The 15,111-nt window shown below is 62.8% G+C and carries 13 protein-coding genes; 4 read left to right on the top strand and 9 right to left on the bottom strand.

The window, feature by feature from the left end:
- Positions 1-74 precede the first annotated feature (74 nt).
- From JFT44_RS13810 to JFT44_RS13790, 5 genes are read right to left on the bottom strand one after another with little or no spacing between them, the layout of a single operon-like run.
- Positions 75-1,256 carry a pyridoxal phosphate-dependent aminotransferase gene (locus JFT44_RS13810; RefSeq protein ID WP_057960592.1) on the bottom strand — a complete coding sequence of 394 codons (1,182 nt, stop codon included), beginning with the start codon at positions 1,254-1,256 and terminating at the stop codon, positions 75-77.
- A gap of 21 nt (positions 1,257-1,277) precedes the next feature.
- Entirely contained in the window at positions 1,278-1,967 is a 690-nt protein-coding gene (locus tag JFT44_RS13805) for an ABC transporter permease (protein WP_057437876.1), read from the bottom strand.
- Between the two features lie 12 nt (positions 1,968-1,979).
- Positions 1,980-2,693 carry an ABC transporter permease gene (locus JFT44_RS13800; RefSeq protein WP_057437878.1) on the bottom strand — a complete coding sequence of 238 codons (714 nt, stop codon included), beginning with the start codon at positions 2,691-2,693 and terminating at the stop codon, positions 1,980-1,982.
- 18 nt (positions 2,694-2,711) lie between these two features.
- On the bottom strand, positions 2,712-3,485 hold the full coding sequence (locus JFT44_RS13795) for a transporter substrate-binding domain-containing protein (protein WP_057960591.1): 774 nt from the start codon (positions 3,483-3,485) through the stop codon (positions 2,712-2,714).
- A gap of 47 nt (positions 3,486-3,532) precedes the next feature.
- Positions 3,533-4,315 carry an ABC transporter ATP-binding protein gene (locus JFT44_RS13790; RefSeq protein ID WP_038446245.1) on the bottom strand — a complete coding sequence of 261 codons (783 nt, stop codon included), beginning with the start codon at positions 4,313-4,315 and terminating at the stop codon, positions 3,533-3,535.
- Between the two features lie 234 nt (positions 4,316-4,549).
- Between JFT44_RS13790 and JFT44_RS13785 the strand changes: the two genes are divergently transcribed.
- The 3 genes from JFT44_RS13785 (at position 4,550) to JFT44_RS13775 (ending at position 9,358) form a co-directional block, all read left to right on the top strand.
- Positions 4,550-5,434, top strand: a complete 885-nt coding sequence (locus JFT44_RS13785; RefSeq protein ID WP_057960590.1) for a LysR substrate-binding domain-containing protein — start codon at positions 4,550-4,552, stop codon at positions 5,432-5,434.
- A gap of 118 nt (positions 5,435-5,552) precedes the next feature.
- On the top strand, positions 5,553-7,160 hold the full coding sequence (locus JFT44_RS13780) for a 5-guanidino-2-oxopentanoate decarboxylase (protein WP_170044835.1): 1,608 nt from the start codon (positions 5,553-5,555) through the stop codon (positions 7,158-7,160).
- A 164-nt stretch (positions 7,161-7,324) separates the two neighbouring features.
- Positions 7,325-9,358, top strand: a complete 2,034-nt coding sequence (locus tag JFT44_RS13775) for a c-type cytochrome (RefSeq protein ID WP_120731713.1) — start codon at positions 7,325-7,327, stop codon at positions 9,356-9,358.
- A 32-nt stretch (positions 9,359-9,390) separates the two neighbouring features.
- Here JFT44_RS13775 and JFT44_RS13770 read toward each other — a convergent pair whose 3' ends face one another.
- The 3 genes from JFT44_RS13770 to JFT44_RS13760 all read right to left on the bottom strand — a co-directional run bounded on the left by JFT44_RS13770 (position 9,391) and on the right by JFT44_RS13760 (position 12,875).
- Entirely contained in the window at positions 9,391-9,654 is a 264-nt protein-coding gene (locus JFT44_RS13770) for a hypothetical protein (protein ID WP_198830809.1), read from the bottom strand.
- The gene (locus JFT44_RS13765; protein ID WP_198830808.1) at positions 9,642-10,910 is read right to left on the bottom strand and encodes an aspartate aminotransferase family protein; all 1,269 of its coding nucleotides are present in this window, start codon (positions 10,908-10,910) and stop codon (positions 9,642-9,644) included. The genes JFT44_RS13770 and JFT44_RS13765 overlap by 13 nt, the downstream gene beginning before the upstream one ends.
- A gap of 1,038 nt (positions 10,911-11,948) precedes the next feature.
- Complete coding sequence (locus tag JFT44_RS13760; RefSeq protein WP_128593804.1) at positions 11,949-12,875, bottom strand: LysR substrate-binding domain-containing protein; 927 nt, start codon at positions 12,873-12,875, stop codon at positions 11,949-11,951.
- A gap of 148 nt (positions 12,876-13,023) precedes the next feature.
- Between JFT44_RS13760 and JFT44_RS13755 the strand changes: the two genes are divergently transcribed.
- Complete coding sequence (locus JFT44_RS13755; protein WP_057437889.1) at positions 13,024-14,052, top strand: amino acid ABC transporter substrate-binding protein; 1,029 nt, start codon at positions 13,024-13,026, stop codon at positions 14,050-14,052.
- Between the two features lie 3 nt (positions 14,053-14,055).
- Here JFT44_RS13755 and JFT44_RS13750 read toward each other — a convergent pair whose 3' ends face one another.
- Positions 14,056-15,069 (bottom strand): GGDEF domain-containing protein, encoded by a 1,014-nt coding sequence (locus JFT44_RS13750; RefSeq protein ID WP_169960768.1) that lies wholly within the window; start codon positions 15,067-15,069, stop codon positions 14,056-14,058.
- Positions 15,070-15,111: the final 42 nt, after the last annotated feature.

The following is a 15,111-nucleotide window of genomic DNA, read 5'->3' as shown; positions in this document are numbered from 1 at the left end:
GCGATGGCATCACCGCGTTGTGCCTGTGGGACCGAGTTGCCCGCATCGCGAGCACGCTCGCTCCCACATAAAGCTCAGCGGTTGGCGCGCAGGCCCTCGACAAACCCGGCAATCCGCTGGCAAGCGTCTTTGAGGGTGTCGTCGGCGACGGTAAAGGAGATGCGCACAAAGCCTTCGGCACTGGCGCCAAACGCCTGGGCATCGAGCACCGACACCCCGGTGGCGCGGAACAGCTGCCAGGCAAAGTCCATGCTCGACAGCCCGGTGCGGCGCACGTCCACCAGCATAAACATGCCGGCCTGTGGCACCCGGCAATCAAGGTCGGCGATGCCACCCAGGCCGGCCACCACCAGGTCGCGCCGGCGGCGATACACCGTGCGCGCGTCGCTCACCACCTCGTCATCCAGCTCCAGGGCCTTGATCGCCGCTTCCTGGATAAACCCGGGCAAGCCATAGAGCATGCACAGCAGCAGGTTATCCAGGTGGCCGACCAACGCGGTCGGCGCCACCACCCAGCCCACGCGCCAGCCGGTCATGGCGTGGGTTTTCGACAGGCTGTTGAGCACCACGGTGCGCTCGGCCATGCCTGGCAGCGAGGCAATGCTCAGGTGCGGCTGGTCGTAAGTGATCTGGCCGTAGACCTCATCGGAAATTACCCACAGGTCGTGCTCACGGGCGACTTCGGCCACCCACTCCAGCTCTTCACGGCTGTAGACGTTCCCGGTGGGGTTGCACGGCGTGGCCAGGGCAATGCCCCGGGTCTTGGCGGTAATGGCTTTTTCCAGGGCCGCGCGGGTCAGGCGAAAGCCGTTGGCTGCCGGTTGCTCGATGGTCGCGATGCGCGCCCCGGAAGCGTGGATGCACGCCTCATAGGTCAGGTACATCGGCTCCGGCACCAGCACTTCGTCGCCATGGCTGAACAGGCACAGCGAGGTGGCGAACAGGCCGTTTTGCGCACCGGCCACCAGGGCCACGTTATCGGCGTGTACGGCGATGCCTTGCAGACGGCTTTGCTTGGCCGCAATCGCCTCGCGCAGGGCCGGTCGGCCGAGGACATGGGTGTAGTGAGTGTCGCCGGCGCGCAGGGCGTCGACGGCGGTTTCGCAAATGGCACTGGCGGTGGCGAAGTCGGGATCGCCGACGCTCAACACAATCACATCTTCGCCACGGCCACGGGCTTCGACGGCCGCGTAGTGAATATCCCAGGCGCTAACGGACTCGCCACTAATGCGCTCGACAAACGGTGAATAACGCATCCTTGTTCTCCTAAAATTGATTCAAGCCTGGCGCTGCGGGACTTTGCCCCAGCGCGAGAAGACGTGTTCGATCACGAACGCCAGGACAATGTAGATCACCGCCACGGCCAACAGTGGCTCATACACCCGCAGCGTCTGCGCCCGCACCAGGTTGGCGGCGCCGAGCAGGTCGGTGACGGCCACGGTGGAGGCCAGCGCGGTCGCCTTGAGCAGCAACACGGTTTCGCCCACCAGGGTCGGCTTCACCAGCTCCAGGGCCCGTGGCAACCAGACCCGGCGCAGTACCATCAGGCGCTTCATGCCAAACGCCCGCGCCGCTTCCAGCTCGCCCCGTGGCACCGCACGCAGGGCGCCGCGCAGCACTTCGCCGACATACGCGCCGACACACAGAATCAGGGCCAGGGCCACGTACCAGAAGCCTTCACGCAAATACGGCCAGAGGAAGCTGCCGCGAATCAGCGGGTAGCTGGCAAACACGCTGCCCACGCCGTAATACAGGATGTAGATCTGCACCAGCAGCGGCGTGCCTCGGAACACCGCGGTATAGGCGCGCAACGGCCCACTGATCAGCGGGTTGGACGACAAGCGCCCCAAGGCCACCAGCACCGCCAGCAAAAAGCCAAACACCCCGGACAAGGCCAGCAACTTCAGGGTGATACCCAGGCCGTGCAGCAGCTCGTTGCCAAAACTGTTGATCCATGAAAAGTCCATCGGCTGCGCTCCTTAGTGCTGCGGCATCCAGCGGTTGATCCGTCGCTCGAACACCCGGAAGGCGCCGTTGGAAATCAGGGTGATGATGAAATACACCGCCGCCACCGCCAGGTAGAACACCAGGTAATGCTTGGTGGAGCCGGCCGCCTGTTTGCCCACCGAGAGCAACTCGCTGTAGCCGACGATGCTGATCAGTGCGCTGTCCTTGACCAGCACCAGCCACAGGTTCGACAGACCGGCCATGGCAAACGGCAACATGCTCGGCAGCAACACCCGGCGCACCAGCAGCCAGCGCTCGATGCCAAAGGCCCGAGCCGCTTCCAGCTGGCCGACGGGAATGGCCTGGATCGCGCCGCGAATGATCTCCGCGGAGTACGCGCCCTGAACGATGCCCAGCACCAGCACGGCGGCGATAAAACCGTTGACCGTCACGCTGTCGCGGCCCATGGCGGCCATCGCCATATTCAGCAGGTCGGTGCCGGCGTAATACAGCAGCAAAATCAGCAGCAGCTCCGGCACCGCGCGGTACAGCGTGGTGTACAGGTTGGCCAGGCGCACCATCCAGCGTGGGCCCTTGAGCTTGATCATGGCCACCAGCAAACCGATGCCCAGGCCCAGCACAAAAGCCCCGGCGGAAATCTGCAAGGTCACCACCGCGCCCTGGAGCAGCGCGTTGAGCCAGCCGTCGGCGACGAACAACTGGGTGAGTTCGGACAAAGAAATCATGGCGCGTTCCGTTGGACGTTATTGCGCGGAAATATCGACGCTGAAATAGCGGCTGCGAATTTTGTCGTAGGTGCCGTCGGCCTTGATTGCCGCCAGCGCGGTGTTGAGCTGCTCGCGCAGGCGGTCGTCACCCTTGCGCACGGCGGCACCGATACCGGAACCGAACAACGGGTCTTTGGGCGCCAGGCCCTTGTCAGCCAGGCCACTGCCGGCATTGGACTTGAGCATCGGCTCGATGGTCAGCGCGTCGGCCAGCATCACGTCGATGCGCCCGCTTTGCAGGTCGGCGGTCATGTCGTCCTGGGTGTTGTAGTAGCGCAGGGTCGAGCCCTTGGCGTAGTAGGTCTTGAGGTAGGTGGCGTTGGAGGTCGAGCCCTGCACACCAATCAACTTGCCCTTTAGACCTTCGGGGGTGGTGACCAGGTCCAGGCTTTTGTCGGCGACCCACATGGCCGGGGTCTGGTAGTAGGGGGCGGTAAAGGCGATGACCTTTTCGCGCTCTTCGGTGATGCTTAGGGAGTTGAGGATCACGTCGATCTGGCTCGATTGCAGCGCCGGGATCAAACCGTCCCAGGACACTTCCTTGAGCGGGCATTGGGCTTGCAGGCGTTCGCACAGGGCCTTGATCAGGTCTGGTTCGAAACCGCTCCAGGCGCCATTGCCGGCTTTTTCGGAGAACGGCGGGTAGGGTTCCAGGGCGATGCCGAACACTATTTTTTCGGCGGCCACTGCGCTGTGGGAAAGCACGGCGAGCACGCAGCCGGCGGCGAGGGATTTCAGAGAGTTATGCATGGCTTGACCCTTTCGAAGTTATTGTTTTGAAGGATGGAAGCGGCAGTTCAAACGCGATTGTCCTGGGCCATGACGAACTGGCGGCAACGCTCGCTGGTGGGGTTCTGGAAGACTTGCTGGGGCGTGCCTTCTTCTTCAACCAATCCCTGGTGCAAAAACATGACCTTGCTCGATACATCCCGGGCAAACGCCATTTCGTGGGTGACGAGGATCATGGTGCGGCCTTCTTCGGCGATGCCCTGGATCACCTTCAGCACTTCGCCGACCAACTCCGGGTCGAGGGCCGAGGTGGGTTCATCCATCAGCAATACACGCGGGCGCATGGCCAGGGCGCGGGCGATGGCCACGCGCTGTTGCTGACCACCGGAGAGGAAGGCCGGGAAGGTATCGCGCTTGCTCGCCAGGCCGACTTTTTCCAGCAGGTGCTCGGCGTGGGCGATGGCGTCCTTGCGGTCTTCACCCAGCACATACACCGGTGCTTCGATGACATTTTCCAGCACGGTGCGGTGGGGCCACAGGTTGAAGCTCTGGAACACCATGCCCAGTTGCGTGCGCAGGCGTGCCACCTGGTCGGGATCGGCGATCAGCGGGTTGCCGGCGCGGTCCTTTTTCAGGCGCACTTCTTCGCCATTGATGCGCAGGCTGCCGCTGCACGGGATCTCCAGCAGGTTGATGCAACGCAGCAGGGTGCTTTTGCCCGAACCGCTGGAGCCGATCAGCGACACCACATCGCCTTCGTTGGCGCGCAGGGAAATGCCTTTGAGAACATGGTGCGCGGCATAGCTCTTGTGCAGAGCATCAATGGCGACCACCGGGGTGACTGGGTTCAAGGGTTATCCCTCTTTATTTTTGTAGATTAGGCAGTTTTCTGCAGGAGCCGGCTCCTGCGCAAAGCTGCACAGGCATGCAGTGATGAGGATCGAGAATAGCCACTGGCCACATGAGGTCAATCGAGCATTTTTCGCTCGATATTGAAATTTAATTCAACTGTCCCGCTCGCCAGTGGCTATGTCTGACGGCTGATTCCGGCTATTGTGCGGGTATCTTCGAGCAGGTGAACATCCATGCGTTACCCCTCCATGACCGCCTTGCGGGCGCTGGACGCGGTGGCTCGGCTGGGCAGCGTGTCCGAGGCAGCCGCCGAGCTGAACCTCACCCCCAGTGCCATCAGCCACCAGATCAAGAGCCTGGAACAGACCCTGGGGTTTGCCCTGACCGAGCGCACCGGGCGCAATATCCGCATCACCTGGCAGGGCGAGCGCTATGCCCGGGATATCCATGGGCTGCTGGCCAATATCCTTGAAGCCGGGCAGCGTTTCGATGGCCAGCAGGTCAGCGGGCGCCTGTGTATCAGCAGCCCGGCGGGGTTTGCTACCTATTGGCTGTGCACCCATATCGCCGACTTCCAGGCACTTTATCCACAGGTCGAACTGCACCTGATATCACCGCGCACCCCGGACGACACCAGCGACCACGGCGCCGACCTGTTTATCGCCTACGGCATGGGCGACTGGCCTAACCAGCATGTGCAGAAGATCGTCTCGCTGCGTTATTTCCCGGTGTGCAGCCCGCGCCTGGTCAACACCATGGGCGGCCTGAAGAACCCGGAACACCTGGCGGGCGCACCGCTGCTGCATATGATCGACTACTCCGACTGGCGCGTATGGCTGGCCGCCGCCGGGGCGCCGAATGTGGATGTGCAGCGTGGCATCGTGTTTGCCGATGCGCACTTTGTGCAGTCGGCGTGCATCGCCGGCCAGGGCATCGCCATGGGCGACAACCTGATCAGCGGCGAGGCCCTGGCCAGGGGCTTGCTGGTGCGTCCGTTCGAGACCGAGATCGAATCCAACCGTGGCTATTACCTGGTGGCCGATCACCAGAAAGTCGAGCGCCCGGTGGTGCAGGCGTTTGGCGAGTGGGTGAAGTCGCAGCTGGGCGGTGGGCTGTAGTGCGCGGCAATCCGTGAATTTTTTTTGCCAATGGCCGGCAAATTTTTTGCTTGTCCGCCCTCGGGGCGCCCCCTAAGGTCCGACCAATCGACACAGAACAATAAGAAGGAAATGAGCAATGACCACCTGTGCCCAGTCCCTGGTTCGCCTGCTGGAAGGTTATGGGGTAGATACCGTGTTCGGCATCCCCGGTGTGCACACCGTCGAGCTCTATCGCGGCCTGCATGGCAGCCGTCTGCGGCATGTCAGCCCGCGCCATGAGCAGGGCGCCGGGTTTATGGCCGACGGCTACGCCCGCGCCAGTGGCAAGCCGGGCGTGTGTTTCATCATTACCGGCCCCGGCATGACCAATATTCTGACCGCCATGGGCCAGGCCTATGCCGACTCGGTGCCGATGCTGGTGATTTCCACCACCAACCGCCGCGAACATCTGCGCCTGGGCCACGGGCATCTGCACGAGCTGCCGGACCAGCGGGCGATGGTCGCCGGTGTGTGTGCCTTCAGCCATACCCTGCAATCACCGGAGCAATTGCCGGAACTGCTGGCCCGCGCCTTCGCGGTGTTCAAGTGCGCGCGCCCGCGCCCGGTGCATCTGGAAATCCCCCTGGATGTGCTGGAGATGCCGGCCATCGACCTCAACCTGATGCCTCGCAGCCTGCCCGGCGCCCCGGCTCCGGCGCCGGCCTCGCTGCGGGCGGCGCTGAGCCTGCTCAATGAAGCGCGGCGGCCGCTGATCCTCGCCGGCGGCGGTGCCCGTGATTGCGCTGAGGTGTTGCAGCAACTGGCCGAACGCCTGCAAGCGCCGGTGGCCCTGACCACCAATGCCCGTGGCCTGCTGCCCATGGGGCACCCGCTGTTGCTGGATGGTGTGCAGTCGTCCAGGCATGGCCGCTCGTTGTTTGACGAGGCCGATGTGATCCTCGCCGTGGGCACTGAATTGGGAGAAACCGACTACGACTTCTTCGGCCTTGGCCCACTGAAATTCAAGGCACCGCTGATCCGCCTGGATATCGACCCGATGCAAGTCATGGGCGTGCAACGCGCCCATGTCGGGCTGCTGGGCGATGCCCGCGAAGGCTTGCAGGCGTTACTGGCTGCGGTCAGCCCGCCAGCGCCGAGCGGGCGTTGGGCACAGGACAGCGTGCAGCGCGTCAACCGTTTGGAACGCGAGAGCTGGAACGCCAAGCAACAGGGGCTGCAAGGCTTGCTGGACCTGTTGCGCGACAGCCTGGTCGACCCGCTGATCGTCGGCGACTCGACCCAGCCGGTGTACCAGGGCGCGGTGGGCTACCAAGCGCCGGCGGCCAACAGTTGGTTCAACGCCGGCACCGGCTACGGCACCCTCGGCTACGGATTGCCAGCGGCCATTGGTGCCAAGCTGGCCAAGCCCGAACGGCCAGTGGTGGCACTGGTCGGCGATGGCGGCCTGCAGTTTGCCAGCAACGAACTGATCGCGGCCCGCGAGGCCGGCATCGGTGTGATCCTGGTGGTGTGGAACAACCAGTGCTACGGCGAGATCCGGGACTATATGCAGGCCCGGGAAATCGCGCCGCTGGGGGTGGATATCCTGACCCCGGACTTTGCCGCGATGGCCCGCAGCTGCCACGTCGCCTATCACACGGCCGACACGCCACAGGCCTTGCACGGGTTGTTGCAAACCCTGGTCGACAGCCGTCAACCGGTGATGATCGAGCTCGACGCCGCGCACTACCTGCAAAACGCCTGAACCGCCCTCGGCCTGATCCATATCAACGGGCTCCCCTCGAAAATCCGCTACAACAAACCGGGGCTTACAAAGCCCCGGTTGTCCGCCTGATGACCTCATAAAAACGCAGACAAACCTGTACCCAGGGGCCAACCCCCCGGCCAGGTTATTAAAGGAATAATGCGATGGCCCTTTCTCTGTCACGTTTGGCCTGGATGGGGGCGACGCTGTGTCTTGCGCTTCCCCTGCACGCCAACGAACCCGCCAAACCCGATACCGAACTGATTGCCCAGGGCAAATACGTTGCCCAACTGGGTGACTGCATCGCCTGCCACACCGCCAAGCAAGGCCCCGAGATGGCGGGTGGCCTGGAGCTGAGCACGCCCATGGGCATCATCTACTCCAGCAACATTACCCCGGACCGCGAGACCGGGATTGGTGCCTATACCTTCGAACAGTTCGACCGTGTGATGCGTGAAGGCGTGACGCCGGCGGGTATGAACCTGTACCCGGCGATGCCGTATCCGTCCTACGCGAAGATGAGCGAAGAGGACATGCGTGCCTTGTTCGCCTACCTGATGCACGCCGTCGAGCCGGTGAAACAGGCCAACCTCGAAGCCGACATGGGCTTCCCGTTCAACCAGCGCTGGGGCCTGGCGTTGTGGAATTTCATGTTCCTCGACAAGCAACCGTTCCAGCCCGACCCGGCCCGGGATGCCGTGCTCAACCGGGGCGCCTATCTGGTCCAGGGCCTCGGCCACTGTGGCTCGTGCCACACCCCGCGCGGTATCGCCTTCCAGGAAAAAGCCATGAGCGACGCCGGCAGCAGCGGCGAGCATTACCTGGGCGGGGAAACCGTCGAGCATTGGCGCGCCTTGAGCCTGCGCAACCTATGGACGGTGCAAGACACCGTGCAACTGCTCAAGACCGGGCAGAACCGCTTTGCCACGGTATCGGGCAACATGGTGGACGTGATCCGGCACAGCACCCAGCACTTCACGGATGCTGACCTGACGGCCATTGCGACCTATCTCAAATCCCTGCCACCGGGCAAGGATGACCTGCCGATGCCGGCCGTCGCCAAAGGCCCGGCCGAACTGCCCAAGGACTTGTTCACCAGCCGTGGCGGCCTGGGCTATATGCAGTTCTGCAGCGATTGCCACCGCAGCGATGGCGCGGGCGTGAAGGGCCTGTTCCCGGCATTGGCCGGCAACACCGGCGTGGTTGCCAGCAACCCGACCTCGTTGCTGCACATCACCCTGACCGGTTGGGAAACCGCCGAGACCGCCGCCCATCCACGGGTCTACACCATGCCGGGCTTTGCCAGGCTTGCGAACAACGAAGTGGCGGAAATCCTCACCTTTGTGCGCACACGCTGGGGCAACGAAGGCACGCCGATCAGCACCGCCCAGGTGAAGAAAATGCGTGACCAACTCAACCCGGTGAGCACCGACTCCTCGGCGTTCGAGACGCCGCGCCTGGCCAACCTGCTGGCAGCATCCAATGCCGATCAAGTGGTCCGCGGCATGCGCCTGCACCTGCAAACCAAGGAACTGCTGCCAGACAATGTCGGCAACGCGCTGAACTGCACCAGTTGCCATCTCAACGCTGGCACCGTGGCAGATGGCTCGCCGTTTGTGGGCGTGTCGGCCTTCTTCCCCAGCTACGCCCCACGTGCCGGCAAGGTGGTGAGCCTGGAGGAGCGCATCAACGGCTGCTTCCGCCGCTCGATGAACGGCAAGCCAATACCGCCTCAATCGGCGGATATGCAGGCGATGGTGGCGTACTTCGACTGGATGAAAAACAACACCAAGCCCGAGGATAAAGTCCCTGGCCGTGGTGTCGGCAAGATCGACCCGGCCATCAAGCCCGACCTGGCCAATGGCGAGCAGGTCTACGCCAAGCAATGCGCGGTGTGCCACGGCAGCGACGGCGAGGGCCTGGCCCGTGCCGACGGCAGCCTGGTGTACCCACCGTTGTGGGGCGACCAGTCCTTCAACATCGGCGCTGGCATGGCCCGCACCTACACAGCGGCCGCGTTCGTCAAACGCAATATGCCGATCGGCTTCCACGAGAAATTCCCGTTGGGCCAGGGCGGCTTGTCGGACCAGGAAGCGGTAGACGTTGCCGCCTACTTCTCGCAAAAGCCACGCCCGGACTTCCCGGACAAGGTGAAGGACTGGCCGAACGGTGGTAAGCCGGTGGACGCGCGTTACTGACCTCAACCCTGTAGGGGCCGACTTGTCGGCTCCTACAGCGCCAGCCTGAATTCCCGGCTCATCCGTATACCCAGGGCGTTGGCCAATGTCGGCCATTGGCGATCCGCAGGTGGCCGTCGCATTGGACGTGCGCCGCCCAATGTTCTGCCTGGAGCAATCAGCATCCGTAGCCAATCGATGCCTTTGGCGGCGATATGGGCTATGTCCGGTTCCAAACCCAGTACCTGCAGCACAGACAGACCGAGGGTGACAGCCGCAGCGCCTCGCTCCAGAGCCTGCTGGGTCATCTGCGACATGCCGGCGCGTCGAGCTGTGCCAGGCATTTCTCCAGAATATCCAAGCCTTCCTCCAACACCGCCGGCTCGATGGTCAGCGGGGCCAGTAAGCGGATGATATGCCGGGCCTTGCCGCTGGGCATCAGCAGCAATCCTGCGTCGCGGGCCAGGTTCAGCAGTTGTTGGAGTTGGGCGCTGGCTGGGCTGCCGTCGGGGTTGACCAACTCGATACCGCGCATGGCGCCGACGCCGGTCAGGCGGCCGAGGTAGGGCGAGATTTTTTTCGCCTGCCAGGCGGCATGGCGCCCGCAGATCGCGGCTTCCTGTTGTTCGCCCCAGGCTTGCAGGTGTTCGTCGCTCATCACATTCAGGGTGGCCAGGGCGGCCGCGCAGGCGATCGGGTTGCCGGAATAGGTGCCGCCCAGGCCGCCTTTGGGCAGGTTGTCCAGCAAGGCCTTGCGTCCGACCACGGCGCCCAGGGGCACGCCGCCGGCGATGCTTTTGCCCAGCAGGATCAGGTCGGGTTCGATGCCCAGGCGTGAGAAGGCGAAACGCTGGCCAGTGCGGCCAAAGCCGGATTGGATTTCGTCGGCGATCAACAGAATGCCGTGTTCATCGCACAGGCGCCGCAGGGCTCTGGCGAAGGGAATGTCGAGGGCCAGGAAACCGGCTTCGCCCTGCACCGGTTCGAGGATGAAACAGGCCACGTCGGCGATGTCGATTTCGACGCTGAACAGGCGCTCCATGGCTTTGAGTGCATCGTCTGTGGTCACGCCATTGTCTGCGCTGGGGTAGGGCAGGTGAAAAACCGGGCCGGGTAGCACGCCGACTTTTTGCTTGTAGGGCGCCACCTTGCCGTTGAGGTTGAGGGTGGCCAGGGTGCGCCCGTGGAAGCCGCCGTCAAAAGCAATCACGGCGGTGCGGCCGGTGGCGCCACGGACGATCTTCAGCGCGTTCTCGGCGGCTTCGGCGCCGCTGTTGGTCAGCATGCCGCTGACCGGGTAAGCCACCGGGATAAAGGCGCTGAGGCGCTCCATCAACTGGATATAGGGCGCGTGCGGCGCGGCATTGAAGGCGTAATGGGTGAGCCGGGTAGCCTGCTCGCGAATCGCCTCGACCACAGTCGGGTGGCAATGGCCGAGGTTGAGCACGCCAATGCCGCCGACAAAGTCGATATAGCGCTTGCCCTCGGTGTCCCAGACTTCGGCGTTGCGCCCGTGGCTCAGGCAGATGGGATGGACGATGGAAATCGACTGGCTGATGGTTTCGTGGCTCATGGATCACGGGCTCGCAAAGGGGCGGTTTGCGCCTATCTAAGCCGCGAGCGCGGTGGCCCGGCAAACGAAATAAAGTCGCCGGGTCATTCGCAAAAATCGGGATGTGGCAATGGCTTTGCGGTGGGAGTGGGCTTGCCCGCGATGGTGGTGTATCAGTCAGCAGATGGGTTGGTTGATTTGGTTGTTGGGGATGTGTACATATCCGTTGCTGCGGTCACGGCCACTTAGGGTTCCGCCCTTACGGCGGCTCACTTTGGAAGAGCGCCAAAGTAAGCAAAGCGCTCTTGCCCCACCACTCGGTGCCTCGCCTAGGCTCGGCATGCCCGCAGCCAGGCATTGCTCCGTGGGCCCGCCGCGATCGGCCATCCCTGGCCGTGTCGCGGCTACCCCGGCATCCATGCCGGGGTGCCCACTGCGCAATACCTGCCTGCGGCCATCGTGGTTTAACGGGGCGCCTGAGATCAAGATCAAAAGCCAGATCAAAAGCAGAGCAACAGCAACAGCAAAGCCGGGGCGCGAAGCTGCATTCCCCCCCTGTGGGAGCTGGCTTGTCGGGTCGCCGCATCGCTGCGATGGCGGTGTATCAGCCAATACATTTATCGACTGAGACACCGTCATCGCAGGCAAGCCAGCTCCCACAGGGGTACGCGCACGCTTCGACGATCAGGTCGGCTCTAAGGCCGCCTCGCTTTGCTTGTGATTTTGATCTTAGGCGCCCCGTTAAACCACGCTGGCCGTCATCCGATATTGATTTGGGGGGTAACCCGGCAGGACGCCGGGTTAGCCGCGCTGGGCCAGGGATGGCCCATCGCGGCGGCCCCCCAAATCAATGTCGGATGACGGGCACACCGAGCCTAGGCGAGGTGCCGAGTGGTGGGGCAAGAGCCCTTTTGGTTACTTTTGGGGCTCTTTTCCAAAAGTGACCCGCTGTAAGAGCGGAACCAATAGCCGCCGTTACCGAAGCAACGGATATGTACACATACCCAGAAGAGAGTGTGTAGATACCTATGCCGCGATGGGGGAGCATCAGGCAGCCCATCAGTTGACTGATACACCACCATCGCAGGCAAGCCCGCCCCCACAGTGAGAGTGGGTGTACTCCACCATCCACTGCAAAAACGCCTTCACCTTGGGAATCTCCCCGGCATGCTCGGCATGGGCGATAAAGTGCGCGCCACTGCTGGGCATCGCATAGTCCCATGGCACCACCAGGCTGCCCTGGGCCAATTCGTCAGCCACCAGGTAGTGCGGCACCAGTGCCACGCCGTAACCCGATTGCGCCGCGCGTATGCACATGTAGAACGTGTCGAAGCGCGGCCCGTGGTAGCTGTTCTGTGAATGCAGGCCCTGTTCCAGGAACCACTCGTGCCAGGCCTCGGGCCGGGAGGTGCATTGCAGCAAGGTGTGTTGCGATGAAGCGTCGCTGCCCTGGGCGACAAACCCCGGTGCGCACACCGGCACTACCGCTTCGCGAAACAGCTCAATGCAGGTGGCCCCCGGCCATGACCCCTGGCCGAAGAAGAACGCGATATCGGCCTTGGCCTGCAGCACGTCGAAGGGTTCGAGCTCGTTGCGCACATCCAGGTGGATATTCGGATGACGGGCGGCAAAGTCCTTGAGCTTGGGCACCAGCCAGCGGTCGCCGAAGGTCGGTTGGGTGGCGATGCGCAGCACCTCGGTTTCACCACCGTAGGTGAGGATATAGCGACTGGAGATATCCACCTGGGTCAGGATCTTGTGCACTTCTGCCAGGTACAGCGAGCCCGCCGGCGACAGGTACAGACGCTGGCGCACGCGCTCGAAGAGCTTGTGGCAGAGCATTTCCTCCAGTTGCGCCACTTGCTTGCTCACCGCACTTTGGGTCAGGTGCAGTTCTTCGGCGGCACGGGTGAAGCTCAGGTGCCGGGCAGCGGCTTCGAAGCATTGCAGGGCAGTCATCGAAGGGGTCAAGCGTTTTGAGATCATGGGAGTTCATTCCAAACAGGAAGGAGCCTTTGCCTAAACGTCATTTGTGACCCAGGTGTAAAGCCGTTGATACTGACCGGCAACACTATAAATAAACTGGCCCGGGTTTGCGGCGCCAAATAATAAAATCCAACACGGAGAGCCTTGCATGCAGCATCTGAAATCCACCCTGGCAGCACTCACCGCCGCCACTGTCCTGGGCCTGGCCGGCACCGCTCACGCAGGCGCGACCCTGGACGCGATCCAGAAAAAGGGCTTTATCCAATGTGGGGTCAGCGACGGCTTGCCAGGCTTCGGCGTGCCGGACGCCCAGGGCAAGATGACCGGCATCGACGTTGATGTGTGCCATGCCGTTGCCGCCGCCGTGTTTGGCGATGCTTCGAAGGTCAAATTCACCCAACTGACCGCCAAGGAGCGCTTCACCGCGTTGCAATCCGGGGAAATCGACGTGATCTCGCGCAATACCACCTGGACCAGCTCACGGGATTCCGGAATGGGCCTGGTGTTTACCGGCGTGACCTATTACGACGGTATCGGGTTTCTGGTGAATACCAAGCTGGGAGTGGCCCACGCCAAGGAGCTGGATGGCGCGACCATCTGTATCCAGGCCGGCACCACCACCGAGTTGAACGTCTCGGATTACTTCCGTGCCAATGGCATGAAATACACCCCGATCACCTTCGACACCGCCGATGAAAGTGCCAAGGGCCTGGAAGCCGGCCGTTGCGACGTGCTGACCACCGACCAGTCGGGCCTGTACGCCCAGCGGATCAAGATGGCGCACCCGGATGAGTTTATCGTGCTGCCGGAAGTGATCTCCAAGGAACCCCTGGGCCCGCTGGTGCGCAAGGGTGATGACGACTGGTTCAGCATCGTCAAGTGGACGCTGTTTGCCATGCTCAATGCCGAGGAAATGGGCATCACCTCGAAGAACGTCGAGGAACAGGCCAAGACCACCAAGAACCCCGACATCGCCCGCCTGTTGGGGGCCGACGGGGAGTACGGCAAGGATTTGAAGCTGCGCAAGGACTGGGTGGTGCAGATCGTCAAGCAAGTAGGCAACTATGGCGAGGTGTTCGAGCGCAACATCGGCCAGGGCAGCGTGCTGAAGATCCCGCGCGGCCTCAATGCGCTGTGGAACAACGGCGGCATCCAGTACGCGCCGCCGGTGCGCTAACGGTTATTGCGAAACCCGGTCCTTGCCCGCGGCCTTGGACCGGTACAGCGCCTGGTCCGCCCGGGCCATCAGGTCGGCGGGTGATTCGCCATCGAGGCGCTGTACCACCCCCAGGCTCAGGGTCACGTTGAAATCGCCCACGGGAGGCAGGTCGAGCACCGCCCGGCGAATGCGCTCGGCCAGTATCCGGGCGGTTTCCACGGTGCTCTTGGGCATAATCAGCATAAACTCGTCGCCGCCCCAACGTGCCAGCAGGTCGCCCTGGCGCACGCAATGCTCCAGGCATTCGACTACCCGCAGCAGGGTGGCATCGCCCACGGCGTGTCCATGCTGGTCGTTGATCAACTTGAAGTCATCGACATCCATGGCAATCACCGCCAGCGGCAGACGAAACCGCTGAGCGCGCGCACACTCTTCGAGCAGGGCTTTTTCCAGGCGATAGCGGTTGGCGATGCGGGTCAAGGTATCGCGCTCGGCCAGGGAGCGGTTTTCCTCGAGCTGTAACTGCAGTTGCTGGTTGACCCGCGACAGTTCGCGGGTGCGTTCAGCCACCAGCGCTTCAAGGGATTGGTTGCGCCGCTCAAGCTGTTCCAGGGAGCGTTTGCGCTCATGAATGCTGCGGTGGGCGCCGACCATGCGCGACACCGAGCCATCGGCATTGCGGGCAATGATGTAGCCACGGTCTTCGATCCACAGCCAGGTGCCGTCTTTTTTTCGACAGCGGTACTCGGCTTGATAGTGAGGGGTGCGGCTATTGATGTAGTCATCGAAGACTTTCATCACATGGGGGTAATCGTCGGGGTGGATCACGCTTTCCCAGGTGAAGACGGTGTTTTCCAGGGAATGGTGATCGTAGCCCAGCATTTCGTACCAGCCGGGGTTGCGATAGACAAACCCGGTGTTGGCGTTCCAGTCCCAGATTCCATCGCTGACCAGTTCCATGATGGCATGGACCAGGTCGGCGTTGACGTCGAAAAGCTCACTGTTCAACGGATCCAAATCGGATGTATCGCCCATCTGCGCGCTCCCTGCGAGGATGCTGGCTCATTGTGGCCAGTC

Source organism: Pseudomonas sp. MF5691 (assembly GCF_016405645.1).
In the GTDB taxonomy this organism is placed as follows: Bacteria; Pseudomonadota; Gammaproteobacteria; order Pseudomonadales; family Pseudomonadaceae; genus Aquipseudomonas; species Aquipseudomonas shahriarae.
This window is presented reverse-complemented; position numbering and strand designations above follow the sequence as displayed.